This window comes from Vibrio salilacus (genome assembly GCF_002811245.1).
Classification (GTDB): Bacteria; Pseudomonadota; Gammaproteobacteria; order Enterobacterales; family Vibrionaceae; genus Vibrio; species Vibrio salilacus.
The window spans coordinates 19,164-38,549 of record NZ_NIVQ01000011.1; the positions used below are offsets into that span (position 1 = coordinate 19,164).

A 19,386-nucleotide genomic window follows, 5' to 3' on the forward strand; every position below is an offset into this window, starting at 1 on the left:
CTCCGAGAAATATCAAACCAAGCGTCATGTCCAATCGCAACAAAAGGGCGATGAGAGGGCTCCTCCACTGGAAGGAGCCCTCATGGTTTTATTCGCCGCTAGATTTGGTAATGACGTTTTTTTCTAGTTATGAGAAACGACAATCATACGCAGTGAGTCCAATTGATACTGAGCTTGGCTAATATAGCCAGTCAGCTCTTTGATCTGCTCATCAATCGCGACAATCTCTTCATCACGAATATTTGGATTGACGGCTTTAAGGGCTTGTAAGCGTTCTAGCTCAGCATTGAGGCTCGTTTGCATCTCTTGTTGTGCTTGGCTGCGGATCGCGGCCACTTTGTTAACAATCAGAAGCTCGCCAGCGGCAATCAATTGATGCACTTGCGATTGCACTGACGCCACCAGTTTTGTCGCAATATGACGACCGATTGGGCTTAATTGACGGTTGAAGCTTTCAAACTCCACTTGTTCAGAAAGATCATTGCCTTTACCATCCAACATGATGCGAATCGGAGTCGGCGGTAAGAAGCGGCTGATCCCACTGCGTTTCGGCGCTTGAGCATCTACTTTGTAAATCAGCTCTAACAACATAGTACCGACGGGTAGGGCTTTGTTTTTCAACAGTGACACCGCAGAGGTGCCCACGCCTTCACTCATCAGAAGATCAATACCACCTTGAATCATTGGGTGCTCCCAACTGATAAAGTTCATATCTTCGCGAGACAGCGCGGTTTCACGATCAAAAGTAATCGTCGCCCCTTCATAAGGCAAGCCCGGATAACTTGGCACCAGCATATGTTCTGATGGCGTCACCACTAAGGCATTCTCGCCTTTATCGTCTTGATCAAGGCCGATAGTATCGAACAGGCTTAATGCAAATGTCACTAGGTTAGTATCGCCATCTGTCGCGGCAATTGTATCAACGATTGCTTGCGCTTTTTCGCCACCATTAGAATGCATCTCTAACAAGCGATCACGACCTTGTTCAAGCTGCGCCTTAAGCGCCTTATTCATCGCCGCCGACTCGGTAATCACCTCATCGAGATCAGAGGTATCGCCCGAGGCCAACATCTCAATTAAACGCTCAGCGAACTGGTCATACACATTACGACCAGTTGGACACGTCTCGGCAAACGCATTGAGACCTTCATCAAACCAACGCGCCAAAATCGCTTGCGAGGTACCTTCAAGATAAGGCACATGGATATCGATATCTCGAGTCTGACCAATACGGTCCAAACGGCCGATGCGCTGTTCAAGCAAGTCAGGATTAAAGGGTAAATCAAACATCACCAGTTGATTAGCAAACTGGAAGTTGCGACCTTCAGAGCCAATTTCACTACAAATGAGCACTTGTGCTCCGCCCTCTTCCTGAGCAAAGTAGGCGGCTGCTTTATCACGCTCAATAATCGACATGCCTTCATGGAAGACCGTTGCACGGATCCCTTCACGCTCGCGCAGCGCTTGCTCTAACTGCAGTGCGGTGCTAGAGCGTGATGCGATCACCAAAATCTTCTCACTGCGCTTCTCTTTGATCTTCTCCAGTAGCCAATTGACTCGGCTATCAAACTGCCACCAGCTCGACTCTTCGCCTTCAAATTCTTGGAAAATTTCTTCTGGATAGAGATTTTTCATCGCTCGCGCTTGAGAGCTCATCTTACCGCCGATCAGACCCGACACACGCATTGAGGTCGTGTATTGCGCAGGGATAGCCATCGGCATCAAATTGACATTACGCGTTGGGAAACCTTTAATCGCAGCACGGGTATTACGGAACAACACCCGGCCAGTACCGTGACGATCCATGAGATTATCAATCAGCTCTTGGCGCGCCGCCGCTTTGGCGTCTTCGTCACTGTCACTTTCAATAATGCGGAACAGCGGCTCGACATCTTGCTCACACAGCAATTCACTGATTTGATTTTTCGCGTCATCGGCGAGCATTTTTCCAGAGAAGAGCGCACTGACAGAGTCGGCAACTGGCGCATATTGCTCTTCTTCTTTCACAAAGGTTTCATAGTCGAAGAAACGGTCTGAATCGAGCAGACGCAGACGGGCAAAATGGCTCTCACGTCCAAGCTGCTCAGGTGTCGCCGTCAATAGCAACACACCTGGAGTACGTTCCGCTAACCCTTCAACTACTTGATACTCACGGCTTGGCGCATCGACGCTCCACTCTAGATGGTGCGCTTCATCGACCACCAACAAATCCCAGTCGCCTTCAAGCGCTTGTTCAAAACGCTGACGGCTCTTACGCAGAAAGTCGAGCGAACACAACACATATTGTTGAGTATCGAACGGATTATCAGCATCGGCGAACGCTTCAATACAGCGCTCTTCATCGAAAATAGAAAAGTGCAGGTTGAAGCGACGCATCATCTCAACCAACCATTGATGTTGCAGCGTTTCTGGCACCACAATCAAGATACGCTCAGCTCGGCCAGCCAATACTTGTTGGTGAATGATCATGCCCGCTTCAATGGTTTTGCCCAAACCAACCTCATCGGCCAGTAAAACACGAGGAGCATGACGACGCCCGACTTCATGAGCAATATAAAGCTGATGAGGGATCAAACCTGCACGCATGCCACATAGACCACGCATCGGGCTCTTGTGTTGCTGATATTGATTAATCAATGCACGGTAACGAAGCACAAAGTTATCCATGCGATCAATTTGACCGGCATAAAGTTTGTCTTGAGGCTTATTAAAACGAATCTGGTTGCTAAGCATGATTTCACGCAGCACCACTTCCTCGCCATTGTCTTCACGCACACCAAGGTAGCTGTATAAGCCTTGATCTTCGACTACTTGCTCAACCTTGATTGACCAACCTTCTTGGCTATCAATCACATCGCCAACATTAAAAGTGACTCGCGTTACGGGCGCATCGTTTCGAGCGTAAACTCGGTTCTCTTCCGAAGCAGCAAACATTAAAGTCACAGTACGTGCATCTAATGCTACAACGGTTCCTAAACCTAGATCGCCCTCTGTATCGCTGATCCAGCGTTGGCCCAAAGCAAATGTCATGAATCGACTACCTCATCTATTTTTTAATCAAAAACGGGTCTATAAATCTTAGCGGTTTTCACGCAACTTGAAAGGCTACTGACGGGGAAAGAAGATGTCAGCGGCTGCGTCAAAAAAGGTCGCTAATCTTACTTGAAGCTGTGATATTGGTCACGTACAAAGGCCTAAAATCGCAATATTTTTTTATCCGACTTGGAGATGACATCAAAGTGTAAGAAATCAATGGCACTTCTAGCTAAGAGTGTAGAAAAAGCACCGTATACTTATTAATGAGCCGCATCATCGCGCGTCAAGTTTATGACTGGCACAAGTGATGCATTCATTAGAATGACGATCAACACGGGTTTGCATTTTTGTAGTCAAACCACCAGTGTTCTGGCTACAGCTGTGCAAGCAACCGCAAGTAAACCACTTCATACGCAAGTATGAGGGGTAAGCAAGCCGCACCGCGGCAAGGAGACGCTTATGGGTGATACAGACCGGAAGCTATTTGTCCTAGACACAAACATTCTTCTTCACGAACCGCTCGCCATTTACTCTTTTAAAGAACATGACGTCATTATTCCGATGACCGTACTTGAAGAACTTGATCGTATCAAAGACAGTAAACGCGATGTCGCGCGTGATGCACGTGTTGCGATTCGTGCCTTAGAAGCGATGTTTAAAGACGCAACGCCAGATGAAATATCCGACGGCATTCCGATCAATAGAGATCATACCACCACAGGCCATGTCGCCATTTTGGCTGATTTTGAGCTGCACGAGACCATAAAAGCTTTTGCCGACAAAGCTGGCGACAATCGCATTTTGAATGGTGTGCTTTTCTTGCAAAACAAGCGTGCACCGCGCGAAGTCATCTTAGTGACTAAAGACATCAACATGCGTTTACGTGCCAAAGGGGCTGGCGTGCGTTTTGTTGAAGACTACCGTACTGATCAATTGATCGATGATGTTCAATACCTTACCAAAGGCTTTCAACAAATCGAAGGCGAATTCTGGAGTAACGTGCAAGATGTCGAAAGCCGTAACCTTGCTGGACGTACCTACCATACACTCGATAGACAGACGTTTGAGCCTACCTATATTAATCAATATGTGATTGATGAAGAGAGTGACTTCGCTGGCCGCATCGAAGAGATTGAACAAGACAAAGTGACCATCAAAGACCTGAGTCGCGAAAGATTGATGCACCGCCGCGCATGGGATATTACACCGAAGAATATCTACCAAGGCATGGCACTTGATGCGTTACTCGATCCGGATATTGATCTCGTGATCCTAACCGGCGCTGCTGGTAGTGGTAAAACCTTACTTGCGCTCGCTTCCGCACTCGAACAGACCATAGAGAAAGGCATGTTTGATAAGATCATTGTCACTCGAAACACGCCAGATATTGGCGAGTCGATTGGCTTCTTGCCCGGCAGCGAAGAAGAGAAGATGCTGCCGTGGCTCGCCGCCGTGACCGACACGCTAGAGGCATTACATAAACACGATCACTGCACTGAAGGCTCGCTCAAATACATTTGTGATAAAGCTAACATTCAGTTTAAGTCGATCAACTTTATGCGTGGTCGCTCGATCCAAAACGCTTTTGTTTTGCTTGATGAATGTCAAAACCTCACTGCGTCGCAGATCAAAACCATCATTACTCGCTGTGGTGAAGGAACCAAGATCGTCTGTTCAGGTAACCTAGCACAAATTGATTCTCACTACTTAACCCCGGTGACCTCTGGATTAACTTATATGGTTGAGCGCTTCAAAAGCTTTGAAGGCAGTGCCAATATCCACCTTAATGGCGTGGTACGCAGCCGCTTAGCTGAATTTGCTGAAGAGAATTTATAATCACTCATGGTGAGATATAATTCATATCTCACCATTAATTTAAAATAAGTATTCACAAATGGCGTTTGAATATGTTTAACTATCTCCATTAAATGAATTAGCATTCAAGGACTGGAGTATGGCCTTTAACCTACGTAACAGAAACTTCCTCAAATTGTTGGATTTCAGCCCTAAAGAGATCCAGTTTCTGCTCGATCTTTCTGCCGACCTGAAGAAAGCGAAATATGCCGGCACTGAGCAGAAGAAACTGGTTGGTAAAAATATCGCATTGATCTTTGAAAAGGCCTCAACTCGCACTCGCTGCGCGTTTGAAGTGGCGGCCTTTGATCAAGGCGCGCAAGTCTCTTACATCGGCCCATCGGGATCACAAATTGGTCAAAAAGAGTCAATGAAAGATACCGCTCGCGTATTGGGTCGCATGTACGACGGCATTGAATATCGTGGTTTTGGTCAAGAGATTGTCGAAGATCTCGGTCACTACGCCGGGGTTCCCGTTTGGAATGGTTTGACTAACGAGTTTCACCCAACGCAAATTCTGGCCGACTTCCTAACCATGCTTGAGCATGGACGCGGTAAACAGCTGCATCAGATTAAGTTCGCCTACCTTGGCGATGCACGCAACAACATGGGTAATTCTCTGTTAGTTGGCGCAGCCAAAATGGGCATGGATATTCGCCTTGTCGCCCCAAAATCTTTTTGGCCAGAACACGAATTAGTCACTACCTGCCAAGCCATCGCCAAACAAACTGGCGCGAAAATCACCTTAACGGAAAACGTAGAGGAAGGAGTGCAAGAGTGTGATTATCTCTACACGGATGTTTGGGTTTCTATGGGCGAAGCCCCTGAAGCTTGGGATGAACGTGTCGCCATGATGACGCCTTATCAAGTCAATATGAAGGTTATTGAGCAAACCGGTAACCCACAAGTGAAGTTTATGCACTGCTTACCGGCGTTCCATGATGATCAAACGGCGATTGGTAAACAAGTGGCACAAAAATATGGCATGAAAGGCCTCGAAGTGACTGATGAAGTCTTTGAGTCTGAGCATTCGATTGTCTTCGATCAAGCGGAGAACCGTATGCATACAATTAAAGCAGTGATGGTCGCTACACTCGGTGCGTAAGCAAGCAATAACTGCACAACAAAGCCACAATGTAATCGCTTGCATTGGAAAAAGTTAGGCGTATAATGCTGCGCAATTTGTCTGGATATAGAGAAAATAATGCCACGTAATTCGTGTTCTACACAACGTATTACACTGGGTAAGCGGAAATGCTTACCGTCGTTGGTTTTTTCTATTTCTAACGATTTTTAAAGCCTCCCGTAATGGGGGGCTTTTTTATTGCCTAAAATTCGTACTCAGATGGGAAGATGACTATGACAAACTCGCTTTACAACAAGCACATTATCTCAATTCCTGAGCTGTCGCGCGACGAGCTGGAATTAATTGTCAACACAGCAGGTGAACTGAAAGCCGAGCAAAAACCAGAGCTGATTAAGAACAAAGTGATTGCGAGCTGTTTCTTTGAGCCATCAACCCGCACCCGTCTTTCATTTGAAACCGCCATCCAGCGTATCGGTGGCGATGTGATTGGTTTTGATAATGGTGGTAATACTTCACTAGCCAAAAAAGGCGAAACCTTAGCGGACTCGGTGCAGGTTATTTCTTCTTACGTTGACGCTTTTGTTATGCGCCACCCACAAGAAGGAGCCGCGCGCCTTGCCTCTGAATTCTCTAACGGCGTACCAGTCATTAACGCCGGTGATGGTGCAAACCAACATCCAACCCAAACGCTGCTGGATCTGTTCTCAATTGCCGAGACTCAAGGTCGTCTAGATAACCTTAACGTTGCTTTCGTCGGTGATCTTAAATACGGGCGAACGGTTCATTCGCTAACTCAAGCTCTGGCGAAGTTCAACAATATCCGCTTCTTCTTTGTTGCACCAGACGCATTAGCGATGCCAGATTACCTGTGTGAAGAGTTGGATGACGTCGGTATCGCTTACAGTTTGCATACCGATATGGAAACCGTGATTCCACAGCTGGATGTCCTGTATATGACACGCGTACAGAAAGAGCGTTTTGATGAGTCAGAGTACGCTCATATAAAGTCAGCCTACATTCTTACTGCGGCGATGCTCGAAGGCGCACGTGACAATCTCAAAGTACTTCACCCGCTGCCACGCGTAGACGAAATTACCGTCGACGTCGATAAAACGCCACACGCGTACTACTTCCAGCAAGCGGAAAATGGCGTTTACGCTCGTGAAGCCCTACTGGCTTTAGTACTGAATCAAACACTGTAATCGGGGGAGAAACATCAATGGCTAAACAGACTCAATTGCAGGTTGAAGCAATTAAAAATGGTACCGTAATCGACCATATCCCGGCCCAAATTGGTATTAAAGTGCTCAAACTGTTCTCAATGGATAAATCACAGCAACGTGTTACGGTCGGCTTAAACCTTCCCTCTTCTGAGCTGGGACACAAAGATCTACTTAAAATTGAGAATGTGTTTATTAGTGAAGAACAAGCCAGTAAATTGGCCCTTTACGCACCACATGCAACCGTCAATCAGATTGAAGATTATAAAGTCGTCAAGAAGCTAGCGCTGGAGCTTCCTGAGCAAGTAAATAATGTGTTTGAGTGTCCAAACACTAACTGCATCAGCCACGACGAGCCGGTAGAAAGCAGCTTTAAAGTGGTCGAAAAGAAACAAGATATTCGCCTCAAGTGTAAATACTGCGAAAAAGTATTCTCGCGCGACATCGTGACTGAGCGTTAAGCAACCCCGGCTCAATATACCAACCCAAATGTCGATCCTTACTCGTGATGAGTGAGGATTTTTTCTTTACCCCGACTGGGTTTCGCGGCACACTAAATGCCTGAATTTCGACCCTAACCGATGGAATATAATAATGACTAAAGTGCTTCACACAGAATCTGCCCCAGCAGCAATCGGCCCATATGTACAAGGTGTTGACCTAGGCAATATGGTCCTGACTTCAGGCCAAATCCCGGTAAATCCTGCCACGGGTGAAGTGTCTGCCGATATCGCAGAACAAGCTCGTCAATCACTTGAGAATGTAAAAGCGGTTGTGGAAGCATCTGGTCTTGCAGTGACTGATATCGTAAAAATGACAGTCTTCGTTAAAGATCTAAACGACTTCGGTACCGTCAATGAGGTGTACGGCAAGTTCTTTGATGAGCACAACGTTGCCAACTACCCAGCACGTTCATGTGTTGAAGTAGCACGCCTGCCAAAAGATGTCGGTATCGAAATTGAAGCGATCGCAGTGCGCAAGTAAACGGCACACAAAAACCAGAAAAGCGAGCCATATGCTCGCTTTTAAACCACTACGATTTATTAATGCTAATTTTTAGCTGGGTTGACAGCGAAACTTTCAATCAGTTGACTAACCTCAACGGCCAGTTGTCTTTGAGAAGACTGCTCTTCAATCAATACCGAATTGGTTGCTCTATCAACCACTAATACCTTGCCAATTCCCTGCGCACACTCAACCAACATGCCTTGTTTTATCTGACAGATTTCCATCTTGACTCTCCTCTTGCCTACACTCTTTACGTGCGACAAAAGGAAAAGATCAAAAAGCCGACGCGAACGTCGGCTTCTGATTGAAATCGATGTGGCTTACTTAACGAAATCAACACCTATTTGAATGTCGCCATTTAGCGTTTCAAGCATACCATCCAGTGCAGATTTTTCGAAATCACTCAGCTTACCGTAGCTTAGTATCTCTTCAACACCTTCTTTGCCCAGTTTAACCGGTTGCGCGAAGAACGGAGCGTGCTCACCATTGCCTTCAATGTAGGCGTACTCTATCACTTCTTTACCTTGCAATGCGTTGACTAAAGCAAGACCAAAACGACATGCCGCTTGACCCATAGAAAGGGTTGCACTGCCGCCGCCCGCTTTCGCTTCAACCACTTCCGTGCCGGCATTTTGAATACGTTTTGTTAGCGCTTCAATTTCTTCAGCGGTAAATTCAACACCTTCGACTTGAGAAAGCAGTGGCAGAATCGTCACGCCAGAGTGGCCACCGATAACAGGAACACGAACCTCGCTTGGATCTTTGTCTTTTAAAGCAGCAACAAAGGTTTCAGAACGGATCACATCAAGAGTAGTAATGCCGAAAAGACGACGCTTGTCATACACACCCGCTTGTTTGAGCACTTCAGCCGCAATCGGCACAGTCGTATTAACAGGGTTGGTAATAATACCGACGAGTGCTTTTGGGCAAACATCAGCAATGCGTTGAGCAAGCGATTTAACGATACCCGCGTTAACGTTAAATAGATCTGCACGGTCCATACCTGGCTTACGCGCCACACCTGCAGAAATCAGTACCACGTCTGCACCTTCCAGTGCTGGCGTTGGATCTTCACCCGCATAGCCTTTGATAGATACAGGGGTCGGGATGTGGCTAAGATCAGCCGCGACACCAGGAGTTACTGGTGCGATATCGTAAAGGGCTAAATCTGAACCCGCTGGAAGACGGTTTTTAAGTAGAAGGGCGAGGGCTTGACCGATGCCACCAGCGGCACCAATAACAGCTACTTTCATCGTAGTTCTCCTTGAGAAGATTCTCTTATATATGTTTTGTAGGGCAATTTTTAATCGGGCACGCTCAAGCTAAACCAATCACATCCTGATTACAATCAATTAACGTCAGCTTTGCGACCTTGCGCAACCAGACAAAAACGTGCTACACAATAGGTGGCTATTATGTACTTCTTCACCTTGAATGACAAAGAGTTAGGTCGTATTTCTTAGCGTGATATTGTGTCAATTTACAGTGATACGTTAGACAGATTTGACTGTTATCATTGGCACTAACTGCATAGCTATGCGAGAATATTCACTTGCTTTTTATACCCACAAACATAGAAAGAACATCATGCGCCATTCTGAAAAACAAGATAACCTCGTTCGCGCTTTTAAAGCCCTATTAAAAGAAGAGCGTTTCGGTTCCCAAGGCGATATTGTCGAAGCCCTCAAGAATGAAGGGTTCGACAATATCAACCAATCTAAAGTGTCACGTATGTTGACTAAGTTTGGTGCCGTTCGAACACGTAATGCAAAAATGGAAATGGTCTACTGCTTGCCAGCAGAGTTGGGTGTGCCAACGGTTTCAAGCTCATTACGTGAATTGGTACTCGATATTGACCACAACAATGCGCTGGTTGTGATTCATACCGGTCCTGGTGCTGCGCAACTGATCGCTCGCTTGTTGGACTCATTGGGCAAGTCAGAAGGCATACTCGGCGTCGTTGCCGGTGATGATACAATATTTATTACCCCAACCTTGTCGATCACAACAGAGCAACTGTTCGCTTCCGTTTGCGACCTTTTTGAGTACACTGGCTAAGCAACAATTGCCGCTCAAAGAAATATACACGTCGTCGCTTTGACGGCGTGACTGAGCTCACATCTTGAAAAAATCACACTCAACCACTAAATAACCCATAAACCACTGATTTTAAATAAATTAAATGTTCAAACATTCCTAGCATATTCACGTTGCATATAGGCATATTGACTCTATTTTTTAACATACGTGTAATTATGTGCCAATTTTTTGCTATTATTCAGCCACTTTTTCAACATATGGATTGAAAAAGATGCCGTTTTCAGCACGAGGAAACGCCTTAAACAACGACACTTGCTTAAGGTTAATAATGAATAAGGAAGGGAAATTCATGGCATTGAACAAACTTATTAAAGTTGGTGCGATTGCAGCGGGCGTTATCGGCGCTGGCGCAGTTAACGCTCAAGAGTTCATCACTATTGGTACAGGCTCAGTCACGGGTGTTTACTACCCAACTGGTGGTGCAATTTGTAAGCTAGTTAACAAAGATCGTAAAGAGCACAATATTCGTTGTTCTGTCGAGTCTACGGGTGGTTCGATCTACAACGTTAATACGATTCGCGCAGGCGAACTCGACTTCGGTATCGTTCAGTCTGACTGGCAATACCACGGCTACAACGGTACAAGTAAGTTTGCAGAGCAAGGCCCGTACAAAAATTTACGCGCCGTGTTCTCTCTACACACAGAACCATTCAACATCATCGCACGTACTGACGCTGGCATTGAAAGCGTGGCTGACCTGAAAGGTAAGCGCGTTAACATCGGTAACCCAGGCTCTGGGGACCGCGCAACAATGGGCGTGGTTATGGAAGCAATGGGCTGGACCAACGCAGACTTTAAACTTGCATCAGAACTTAAAGGCTCTGAGCGTTCACAAGCGTTGTGTGATAACAAAATTGATGCCTTTGTCTATGTGGTTGGTCATCCAAACGGATCAATCAAAGAAGCGACCACTTCATGTGATGCGAAGCTAATTCCTGCAACGGGTGCTAAGATCGATGCCATCGTATCGAATAACCCATACTACGCCTACAGCTCAGTACCAGCAGGCATGTACCGTGGCACTGACAAAGACGTAAACAGTTTTGGTGTTGCTGCAACTATGGTTACGACAACCAACGTTTCTGATGATGTTGCTTACAATGTAGCAAAATCTGTATTCGAAAACTTCGATACGTTCAAACGCCTACACCCTGCGTTTGCAAACCTGAAAAAAGAAGACATGGTAAAAGCGGGTCTTTCTATTCCTCTACACCCAGGTGCACAGAAGTACTACAAAGAGATTGGCCTACTTAAGTAAGTCACCTTTGACCACCGAGAAGGCAACGTCTTCTCGGTGACGAATTTTAACCACAACACCTACTTTGAGTTTCGTTCTCTTGAAACTCACCTTGTCTTTATCTCTCATAATACGAAATAACTGAGCAATATTTCATCTTTCACTACCAAGAAAGATGCTAAATACAGGTTCTGACAATCATAAATATACGGACCGCTTATAATAAGGATTTAGTACATGTCGAAGGCAACCACTCCGTCTCAAGATGTGCAAGAAATGGTCGCTCAATCCGATACAGGTGCACGCGCCCCATCAGGACTTGCGGGTAGCATCTTATGGTTTGTGCCACTTTGTTGGTCATTATTCCAACTTTGGTACGCATCACCTTTGCCATTCATTTTCAATTTTGGCGTACTGAACGACACAGAAGCACGATCTATTCATCTCATGTTTGCCGTTTTCCTTGCGTTTACGGCTTACCCAGCGATGAAGAATTCTCCGCGCGATCATATTCCAGCGGTTGACTGGTTATTGGCGATTGCTGGCAGCTTATCTGCCGCTTACATTTATCTTTTCTATACCGAATTGGCGGGCCGTTCGGGAGCCCCGACCTCACTAGACATCATTGTGGCAGTCATTGGCATGGTGTTGCTGCTTGAAGCCACTCGCCGCGCACTTGGTCCTCCATTAATGGTCGTGGCTGCTGTTTTCATGCTTTACACTTTTGGCGGTCCATACATGCCAGATGTGATCGCGCACAAAGGCGCGAGCCTCAACAAAGCCATGTCACACCTTTGGCTAACCACGGAAGGGGTTTTTGGCGTTGCACTTGGGGTTTCTACCTCGTTTGTTTTCTTATTTGTCCTTTTCGGCGCCATGTTAGAGCGCGCAGGAGCCGGGGCTTACTTTATTAAAGTCGCATTCTCACTGCTTGGTCACATGCGCGGCGGCCCAGCCAAGGCTGCCGTGGTTGCATCGGGGCTATCTGGCTTAGTCTCTGGTTCGTCAATCGCCAACGTAGTGACGACCGGTACTTTTACCATTCCATTGATGAAGCGCGTTGGCTTCCCTGGTACCAAAGCCGGTGCAGTCGAGGTTGCCGCTTCAACCAATGGCCAGCTAACGCCACCGATTATGGGGGCTGCCGCTTTCTTAATGGTCGAATATGTCGGCATCTCGTATGTTGAAGTCATTCGAGCCGCTATTTTGCCCGCGCTTATCTCTTACATTGCGCTTATCTATATTGTTCACTTAGAAGCATGTAAAGCTGGAATGACAGGGCTTCCACGTCGTCATACTCCGAAGCTGATTCATAGCCTATTGTCATTCACTGGCACCATTTTAGGCTTGTGTATTATCAGTGGTGCGGTCTATTACGGTGTTGGCTGGACCAAAGATATGTTTGGTGAAGCCGCAACATCGATCATGACAGTGGCGCTGTTACTCACTTACGTTGGTCTGGTTTCTATTTCGGCCAAATACGCCGACGAAGGCGCACTCGAGATTGATGCCGAACTAACTGAAGTACCCGATCCTGGCCCAACGATCAAATCGGGGCTACATTTCTTGCTACCGATCGTGGTGTTGGTATGGTGTCTAACCGTAGAACGTTTTTCACCTGGCCTATCTGCCTTTTGGGCGACCGTGTTTATGATCTTTATTTTGATCACTCAACGTCCTCTAATGGCGATACTTTCCAAACAAGGTTCTATTGCTCAGCAAACCAAAGTTGGTTTTGTTGATCTGGTCGAAAGCTTAGTTTCCGGTGCACGTAACATGATTGGTATCGGTGTTGCGACTGCAGCGGCTGGCACAGTTGTTGGTGTAGTAACCTTAACCGGTATCGGCCTAGTGATGACCGACTTTGTCGAATTCATTTCTGGCGGTAACATCATACTGATGCTGCTATTTACCGCCGTGATCAGTTTGATATTGGGCATGGGTCTGCCAACAACCGCCAACTACATCGTTGTCTCCACCTTGATGGCACCTGTGATTGTAACCTTAGGCGCACAAAGTGGCTTGATCATTCCATTGATCGCGGTGCATTTATTCGTGTTCTACTTCGGTATTTTAGCCGATGATACTCCGCCCGTTGGTTTGGCAGCCTTTGCCGCGGCGGCAATCGCAAAATCTGATCCCATCCGGACTGGTATCCAAGGCTTTACCTACGATATTCGTACCGCTATTTTGCCGTTTATGTTTATCTTTAATACCCAATTATTGTTGATGGGGATTGATACATGGTGGCATTTAATGCTCACTATCATATCTTCAATTATTGCTATGCTGATATTCTCTGCAGCAACGCAAGGTTGGTGGTTTACCAAGAATAAGTGGTGGGAAACGGTACTATTATTGGTTCTGACCTTTACCTTCTTCCGTCCTGGCTTTTGGTGGGATCAAATCTACCCAGCTAAATTGCTCTATCCTGGTACAGAGATCGCTCAAGTTGCAGGACAAATGAATGTTGGTGAAGAGATCGAACTACTGGTTGCTGGTGAAAATCTTGAAGGTGATTACATTTCAAAAACGGTACGTCTTCCTTTCGATGATCAAGCGACAACAGCACAAGAACGCATAGCTTCGATGGGGTTGATGCTCAACAATAGCAACGGACGAATGATTGTTGATATGGTCGAGTTTGGCAGTCCGGCTGAATCTTCTGGTGTCGACTTTGATTGGGAAATTCGTTCTGTGGTCGTCGATGCAGATAGACCAATGAAAGAGTGGGTTTTCTTACCCGCCCTATTGATTTTGATCGGCCTAGGGTTAAACCAGAAACGCCGAATCCGTAAGGAACAACTGAGCGCGTAACTTAGTCTGCCCCGCACTGGGTGTGGGGCTAAACTCATAAGATGCAATCAATCCACTCTCCCGTTTTAAGCGGTAAGAGATGACATAGAGATATTACAATGTATAAACAAATTCTCGTTCCGGTCGATTTAAACGACAAAGGCTTTTCAGACAAAGCCGTTGAGCTTGCCGTGTGGCAAGCAAAACAATCCAACGCAGTCGTTCATCTGCTCAACGTTCTGCCGGGCATCCATATGTCGATGGTTGCGACCTACTTCCCCAAAGATGCCGCAATGAAAATGAAAGCAGACGTCGAAAACCAACTGAGAAAGTTCGCTGTGCAGCATATTGGCGAAGATGTCGTGTATAAAGTGCATGTTGCGGAAGGGAAGCCTTATGCCACCATCCTTGATTATGCAGAAAAACTCGGTGCAGATTTGATCGTAATGCCAAGTCATAAACGCTCTAAGATTGATAAAGTCGTGCTTGGTTCAGTGGCCAGTAAAGTGGTGCATAACTCTCCGATTAACGTTCTTGTCGTTAAGCCGCAAGGGTAAATACTAGCTCAAATAACACCAAAGGCGCTCATTGAGCGCCTTTTTGATTGATATTACCTATCAAGAGTATCGGTTAAATCCACTTCACTTAATGCGAATAGTTATCAATAATAATCCTATCCCAACCAACGGTAGGCCATGATGATGAAGATGATGAAAAAGACCGCTACTTTCGCCGCCTTACACTTTACCATCGCCCTGACGGTAGCGTACTTGCTAACCGGTGATCTTCTGCTCGGTAGTCTGATTGCCATGATTGAGCCATCGGTCAACACCGTTGCGTTTTACTTTCATGAACGTGTCTGGAGTAACAACGCCGCATTGCGCACACTGGCTCAATCAGCCAAAGTGAAGACAACCAGCTTTGCTATCGTACACTTTAGCGTTGCATTTAGCGTGGTTTATCTCGTCACCGGTGACGCGTTTGTTGGCGGAATTATGGCCACCATCGAGCCAACAATTAATACCTTAGCCTACTACTGGCATGAAAAAGTGTGGTTACGTAAACAACATGCACGCCTTGAATGGGGCGGTATTCACAGTGCATAGTGTGTGACGCACAGATCGCGACTCAAGCCAATACGAAAGCGTTGAGTTTGGCCATCAAGCGTCACCTCAAGCAGATACAAATCTTCACGCTTAGGATAACTCACATCGGCATAAATGGGCGCATCAATCTGGAACAACGCACTAGTGTGATTATCTCGCACATCAATCGGCAAGTGGTAGGTCATTGCGTTAAATTTAACCGACGCCGACACAAGACCTGGTGAGTAAGTTTTATAGTAGAGATCAACAAGGAATTCACAGCCACCGCCATGGTGCCAAATCTGTTCTGTCGTCACATGCTCTAAACGAACATTGGCAATCAACTGCAGGTAGGGAGCTTGCCACACGCCGATGCGTGAGTCAGATGGAGTGTCGTCCTTTGCAATCAATGGACAAAGTGGCGCGCTCTCTGGCTCGTCCAACAACCAATCTTGTTCCTCTGCTAGAAACAAAACCTCAAAACGGTTACGACCTAATTGCAGATAAGGACGAATATCTTTTTTATAAACCAGCTGAGACTTATCACAATCAAAAACGGCGACGCCATTAAGACGCACTTGTGCGTAATAGTCTATCCCAGCCATGACAAGATCAATTGATGGAAACGCCAACATCGACTCATCAACATCAATATCGTGCATTAAATGCCACTCTTGCTCAGCAATCTCGCTTTCAGACAGTGTCTCAGGGAGTGCTTGGCTCAATGGAGCAGGAAACGTAATGTCATCCTGAGGGATAGATAAGTCAGTCAACGGTGAGACTTGCCAAAGGCCAGCAAGAGAGAGTTGCATAGTTTCAAACTTGTCTTAGATCAAAGTTTGACGATTATAATGCCAGATGAGTGTCAAAAGATAGCCAACCAAGGGACCAAAACAAAAATATCAGCCAATTGGCTGATATTCAGATTCGGTCATGAGCTCGACGGCTTACTATCAATTAATAAGCAGTAACTTGTCATTAATGCAACTACGCATAAAGGATGCCCAAGCTTGGAGGAGAAAAACCACTCGACTATGTCATATTACTTTTCGTCAACGCCATGAAAAATCATTAAAATTCGAATTCCCCCATCTTTTGTCTATGCTTTAAGGAAGTTGGGTATGGAAAGGGATAACAACATGAAAAAGTTGGCATTGGTGACGTTAATCGTCGGGCTGCCACTGCAGGCTCAGGAACCCGTCCTGACATTTGGCATTGTTCCACAACAATCGGCGATCACCCTCGCCAAAAACTGGGGGCCGATCTTGCAGCACCTGTCTGAAAAAACAGGACTCAAAATCGTCTTTCGCACCGCCAAGGACATCCCAGAATTTGAGCAACGCGTGCTCAAAGGCGAGTACGACATCGCCTACATGAACCCTTATCACTATACGGTATTTCATCAAAAACCGGGGTACGAAGCATTTGCCAAACAAAAAGACAAACTGATCCGTGGCATCGTCATCGCCAAGAGCGACAGTTCCATCCAAGACTTGAAGGATTTGGATGGTGAAACCTTGGTCTTTCCTTCGCCCGCAGCCTTTGCCGCGAGCCTTATCCCCCGCTCGTCGTTGCAGGCGATGGGGATAACTTTCACGCCCCAATATGTCTCTTCGCACGACTCGGTGTACCTCAACGTCGCCAAAGGTTTCTTCCCAGCAGGGGGCGGTATAGAGCGTACCCTTAACAACACTGATCCGGCGGTACGCAGTCAACTCAAAGTACTGTGGCGTACCCCCGGCTACACACCGCATGCATTTGCGACCCATCCCGCTTTACCGCCTGAGGTAAGTGCGAAGATCGCCGAGGCGATGCTGACACTGAATGACGACAGCGAAGGGCAAGCGCTGTTAGGGCGGATCAAATTCAAAGGAATCGAGTCGGCGCAGGACAGCGACTGGGACGATGTCCGTGCCCTAAATATCACTTTGCTCGACAAGTACCTAACGCCTTAGGGTTAAACCATGTCACTGAGACTAAAAACCATCCTCGGGGTGGCACTGATTGAAGCTGTGCTGTTGGCTATTCTATTGACGTTGACGCTCAATTACCTGCGCACGACCAACTTTGACGGTTTGGATCAACGCGCTTTTTCCACCTCTGACTTGTTCGCCTCCACGGTCAAAAATGCGGTGCTCTCTTACGATTTGGCAACCGTCGAGTCTTTTACCCAAGAGTTGCTGCTTAACGAAGACATTATCTATGTGGTGGTGTTCGGTGAAGGCGACCAAGTACTGTCAAGTGTCGGTTCGCTACCCAGTGATTACGATCCTTCACGCTTGGAGGGGGGCTCGCATCAAGTGACGGATGGCGTATTTGATGTCTCGAGCCCGATCGCCGAAGCTGGAATCGAATTTGGCACGGTGTGGCTTGGTTTTGACATGTCTTCCCTTAATGCTGCCATCGATTCGGCCAAGAAATGGAGTACGCTTATCGTGGTAGGCGAAATGACCTTAGTGGCGTTATTCTCCTATGTGCTCGGAGCGTATCTGACTCAGCGATTGAGCGAACTGCGACGGGCCGCAGACGACATCGCGGCCGGTGCTCGAGATGTCGATGTTCGCACTGACGGCCGAGACGAGCTGGCCACAGTATCGCGCGCCTTTCGTAACATGGCCGCCCAGATCAAATTGTCCGAAGACAAAGCTGAGCGCTATCATAACGAGTTAGAGGAAGCCAACGCGACATTAGAAACCCGAGTACAAAGGCGCACGCAAGCGCTGACCGAGGCCAATCATCAGTTGACGGCCACTAATGAGCAACTCAAAAATACCCAAGAGAAGCTGGTCGAGTCGGAAAAACTGGCTTCGATTGGTACCATGGCCGCTGGGGTGGCGCATGAAATCAACAACCCCATGGGGGCCGTGAGCAGTAACCTTCAAATGTGCCAGACCTACTTAAACACTTACCAAACGTGGATAAAGCGCAGCGAAGCGTTGCGCGATCGCTACGATGCTCAAGCCAATCTCGACCTAGAGCAATGGAAACAGGCTCAATACGTAGAATGTCTAGAGGAAGACTTTCGTGACAGCTTGAACGATGCGCTAGTGAGCGTGGACCGGGTTCGAGCTATCGTCACAGCGCTGCAACATTACGCCACCCAACTGCATCAAGAAAAAGGAGCACGAGAGCCGATTTTGCTCAAACAGCTGGTGACTCATTGCGTGGAGAACCTTGAGCCGCCGGAGACGTTGAGCATCACTATAAGCGCGACGCTTACTGACTTACCACAATGGCACGTACACCCAGACGACTTTCAACAGTTGTTCACCGAGCTGCTGAGGAACGCCATTCAGGCGTGCGGGCGCAAGTCCAACCCAGAAGAAGGCCAGATCTCAATCGCCGTCCAACAAGACGGCCAACATTGGGTGATCCATGTGGTAGATAACGGAGTGGGTATTGAGAAGGCGGATCTGAAGCGGGTGTATGATCCCTTCTTCACCACCTTACCAATCGGACAAGGAATGGGGCTGGGATTGACCTTTGCATATAATATCGTGCGTCATTATGATGGGGTGATGCGCGTTCGAAACCGCGATGTAGGCGGTGTGGCCGTTACGCTGGCTTTCCCTCTTTCGCTCTCAGTTCAAGCCCTCAACGAGACTGCAGATAGTGCGTGATTTGCATATTGATGTCTTTTAATTGTAGTTGAAGATCCGCCGCTATGGTGGTGATAGTACCATTGCATACCGCACCATCCTTACACAAGGTTTCCAGGGCGAGCGCCTCTTCTGCAACCCGCTCAGCACCGACAAACTGACTGGCCGCCTTCAATGAGTGTACCGTACGATAGAACGTGGCATTGACCGCTTCCCCTAGAGGCGGAGCGGGTAGAGCTAAATACTGACAGGCCAACGACTGATATTCGGTGAGCAATTCTTCAATGCCCTCCTCTCCCACCAACCCAGCAATGCTATCTGGGGAAAAGCCGTATGTAGGTTTTGTCATATTTACCTCTCTTTC

At 47.0% G+C, this 19,386-nt stretch carries 17 protein-coding genes; 12 read left to right on the plus strand and 5 right to left on the minus strand.

Going from position 1 to position 19,386, the window contains the following annotated elements; translation table 11 throughout:
* Positions 1-123: 123 nt before the first annotated feature.
* On the minus strand, positions 124-3,030 hold the full coding sequence (gene rapA, locus CDZ87_RS09460) for an RNA polymerase-associated protein RapA (RefSeq protein ID WP_100753330.1): 2,907 nt from the start codon (positions 3,028-3,030) through the stop codon (positions 124-126).
* A 465-nt stretch (positions 3,031-3,495) separates the two neighbouring features.
* On the opposite strand from rapA, the gene CDZ87_RS09465 reads away from it, so the two are divergent.
* From CDZ87_RS09465 to CDZ87_RS09485, 5 genes are all read left to right on the plus strand, one after another.
* On the plus strand, positions 3,496-4,872 hold the full coding sequence (locus CDZ87_RS09465) for a PhoH family protein (protein ID WP_100753331.1): 1,377 nt from the start codon (positions 3,496-3,498) through the stop codon (positions 4,870-4,872).
* A gap of 118 nt (positions 4,873-4,990) precedes the next feature.
* Complete coding sequence (gene argF, locus CDZ87_RS09470) at positions 4,991-5,995, plus strand: ornithine carbamoyltransferase (protein WP_100753332.1); 1,005 nt, start codon at positions 4,991-4,993, stop codon at positions 5,993-5,995.
* Positions 5,996-6,249: 254 nt separating this feature from the next.
* Positions 6,250-7,179 carry an aspartate carbamoyltransferase gene (gene pyrB, locus CDZ87_RS09475; RefSeq protein ID WP_100753333.1) on the plus strand — a complete coding sequence of 310 codons (930 nt, stop codon included), beginning with the start codon at positions 6,250-6,252 and terminating at the stop codon, positions 7,177-7,179.
* A 17-nt stretch (positions 7,180-7,196) separates the two neighbouring features.
* Positions 7,197-7,658, plus strand: a complete 462-nt coding sequence (gene pyrI, locus CDZ87_RS09480) for an aspartate carbamoyltransferase regulatory subunit (RefSeq protein WP_038175328.1) — start codon at positions 7,197-7,199, stop codon at positions 7,656-7,658.
* A gap of 133 nt (positions 7,659-7,791) precedes the next feature.
* The gene (locus CDZ87_RS09485) at positions 7,792-8,181 is read left to right on the plus strand and encodes a RidA family protein (RefSeq protein WP_100753334.1); all 390 of its coding nucleotides are present in this window, start codon (positions 7,792-7,794) and stop codon (positions 8,179-8,181) included.
* 65 nt (positions 8,182-8,246) lie between these two features.
* On the opposite strand, the gene CDZ87_RS09490 is transcribed toward CDZ87_RS09485, so the two are convergent.
* Both CDZ87_RS09490 and mdh read right to left on the minus strand, forming a co-directional pair.
* Positions 8,247-8,429, minus strand: coding sequence for a hypothetical protein (locus CDZ87_RS09490; RefSeq protein WP_100753335.1), 183 nt, complete (start codon positions 8,427-8,429; stop codon positions 8,247-8,249).
* A gap of 96 nt (positions 8,430-8,525) precedes the next feature.
* Positions 8,526-9,458, minus strand: coding sequence for a malate dehydrogenase (mdh, locus tag CDZ87_RS09495; RefSeq protein ID WP_100753336.1), 933 nt, complete (start codon positions 9,456-9,458; stop codon positions 8,526-8,528).
* 334 nt (positions 9,459-9,792) lie between these two features.
* Between mdh and argR the strand changes: the two genes are divergently transcribed.
* The 5 genes from argR (at position 9,793) to CDZ87_RS09525 (ending at position 15,444) form a co-directional block, all read left to right on the plus strand.
* Entirely contained in the window at positions 9,793-10,263 is a 471-nt protein-coding gene (argR, locus tag CDZ87_RS09500; RefSeq protein ID WP_038175324.1) for a transcriptional regulator ArgR, read from the plus strand.
* Between the two features lie 331 nt (positions 10,264-10,594).
* Positions 10,595-11,563: a TAXI family TRAP transporter solute-binding subunit gene (locus CDZ87_RS09510; protein ID WP_100753337.1), complete on the plus strand. Its 969-nt coding sequence runs from the start codon at positions 10,595-10,597 to the stop codon at positions 11,561-11,563.
* Positions 11,564-11,779: 216 nt separating this feature from the next.
* Positions 11,780-14,359 carry a TRAP transporter permease gene (locus CDZ87_RS09515; RefSeq protein WP_100753338.1) on the plus strand — a complete coding sequence of 860 codons (2,580 nt, stop codon included), beginning with the start codon at positions 11,780-11,782 and terminating at the stop codon, positions 14,357-14,359.
* Between the two features lie 98 nt (positions 14,360-14,457).
* A complete protein-coding gene (locus tag CDZ87_RS09520; RefSeq protein WP_100753339.1) occupies positions 14,458-14,895 on the plus strand; it encodes a universal stress protein in 438 nt (145 codons plus the stop codon).
* Between the two features lie 153 nt (positions 14,896-15,048).
* On the plus strand, positions 15,049-15,444 hold the full coding sequence (locus CDZ87_RS09525; protein WP_100753404.1) for a DUF2061 domain-containing protein: 396 nt from the start codon (positions 15,049-15,051) through the stop codon (positions 15,442-15,444).
* On the opposite strand, the gene CDZ87_RS09530 is transcribed toward CDZ87_RS09525, so the two are convergent.
* Positions 15,432-16,235 carry a glycosyl hydrolase 2 galactose-binding domain-containing protein gene (locus CDZ87_RS09530; RefSeq protein ID WP_100753340.1) on the minus strand — a complete coding sequence of 268 codons (804 nt, stop codon included), beginning with the start codon at positions 16,233-16,235 and terminating at the stop codon, positions 15,432-15,434. The genes CDZ87_RS09525 and CDZ87_RS09530 overlap by 13 nt on opposite strands.
* Positions 16,236-16,562: 327 nt before the next feature.
* Between CDZ87_RS09530 and CDZ87_RS09535 the strand changes: the two genes are divergently transcribed.
* A complete protein-coding gene (locus CDZ87_RS09535; RefSeq protein ID WP_100753405.1) occupies positions 16,563-17,378 on the plus strand; it encodes a phosphate/phosphite/phosphonate ABC transporter substrate-binding protein in 816 nt (271 codons plus the stop codon).
* Positions 17,379-17,387: 9 nt separating this feature from the next.
* Positions 17,388-19,043, plus strand: a complete 1,656-nt coding sequence (locus tag CDZ87_RS09540) for a sensor histidine kinase (protein ID WP_100753341.1) — start codon at positions 17,388-17,390, stop codon at positions 19,041-19,043.
* Here the strand turns inward: CDZ87_RS09540 and CDZ87_RS09545 are convergent.
* Positions 19,018-19,371, minus strand: a complete 354-nt coding sequence (locus CDZ87_RS09545) for an Hpt domain-containing protein (protein WP_100753342.1) — start codon at positions 19,369-19,371, stop codon at positions 19,018-19,020. The two genes, CDZ87_RS09540 and CDZ87_RS09545, sit on opposite strands and share 26 nt — an antisense overlap.
* Positions 19,372-19,386: the final 15 nt, after the last annotated feature.

What these genes read in the sequence shown, in the direction of transcription:
- rapA (WP_100753330.1), bottom strand. Translation starts at nt 3,030, where the DNA reads ATGACATTTGCTTTGGGCCAACGCTGGATCAGCGATACAGAGGGCGAT.
- CDZ87_RS09465 (WP_100753331.1), top strand. Translation starts at nt 3,496, where the DNA reads ATGGGTGATACAGACCGGAAGCTATTTGTCCTAGACACAAACATTCTT.
- argF (WP_100753332.1), top strand. Translation starts at nt 4,991, where the DNA reads ATGGCCTTTAACCTACGTAACAGAAACTTCCTCAAATTGTTGGATTTC.
- pyrB (WP_100753333.1), top strand. Translation starts at nt 6,250, where the DNA reads ATGACAAACTCGCTTTACAACAAGCACATTATCTCAATTCCTGAGCTG.
- pyrI (WP_038175328.1), top strand. Translation starts at nt 7,197, where the DNA reads ATGGCTAAACAGACTCAATTGCAGGTTGAAGCAATTAAAAATGGTACC.
- CDZ87_RS09485 (WP_100753334.1), top strand. Translation starts at nt 7,792, where the DNA reads ATGACTAAAGTGCTTCACACAGAATCTGCCCCAGCAGCAATCGGCCCA.
- CDZ87_RS09490 (WP_100753335.1), bottom strand. Translation starts at nt 8,429, where the DNA reads ATGGAAATCTGTCAGATAAAACAAGGCATGTTGGTTGAGTGTGCGCAG.
- mdh (WP_100753336.1), bottom strand. Translation starts at nt 9,458, where the DNA reads ATGAAAGTAGCTGTTATTGGTGCCGCTGGTGGCATCGGTCAAGCCCTC.
- argR (WP_038175324.1), top strand. Translation starts at nt 9,793, where the DNA reads ATGCGCCATTCTGAAAAACAAGATAACCTCGTTCGCGCTTTTAAAGCC.
- CDZ87_RS09510 (WP_100753337.1), top strand. Translation starts at nt 10,595, where the DNA reads ATGGCATTGAACAAACTTATTAAAGTTGGTGCGATTGCAGCGGGCGTT.
- CDZ87_RS09515 (WP_100753338.1), top strand. Translation starts at nt 11,780, where the DNA reads ATGTCGAAGGCAACCACTCCGTCTCAAGATGTGCAAGAAATGGTCGCT.
- CDZ87_RS09520 (WP_100753339.1), top strand. Translation starts at nt 14,458, where the DNA reads ATGTATAAACAAATTCTCGTTCCGGTCGATTTAAACGACAAAGGCTTT.
- CDZ87_RS09525 (WP_100753404.1), top strand. Translation starts at nt 15,049, where the DNA reads ATGAAAAAGACCGCTACTTTCGCCGCCTTACACTTTACCATCGCCCTG.
- CDZ87_RS09530 (WP_100753340.1), bottom strand. Translation starts at nt 16,235, where the DNA reads ATGCAACTCTCTCTTGCTGGCCTTTGGCAAGTCTCACCGTTGACTGAC.
- CDZ87_RS09535 (WP_100753405.1), top strand. Translation starts at nt 16,563, where the DNA reads ATGAAAAAGTTGGCATTGGTGACGTTAATCGTCGGGCTGCCACTGCAG.
- CDZ87_RS09540 (WP_100753341.1), top strand. Translation starts at nt 17,388, where the DNA reads ATGTCACTGAGACTAAAAACCATCCTCGGGGTGGCACTGATTGAAGCT.
- CDZ87_RS09545 (WP_100753342.1), bottom strand. Translation starts at nt 19,371, where the DNA reads ATGACAAAACCTACATACGGCTTTTCCCCAGATAGCATTGCTGGGTTG.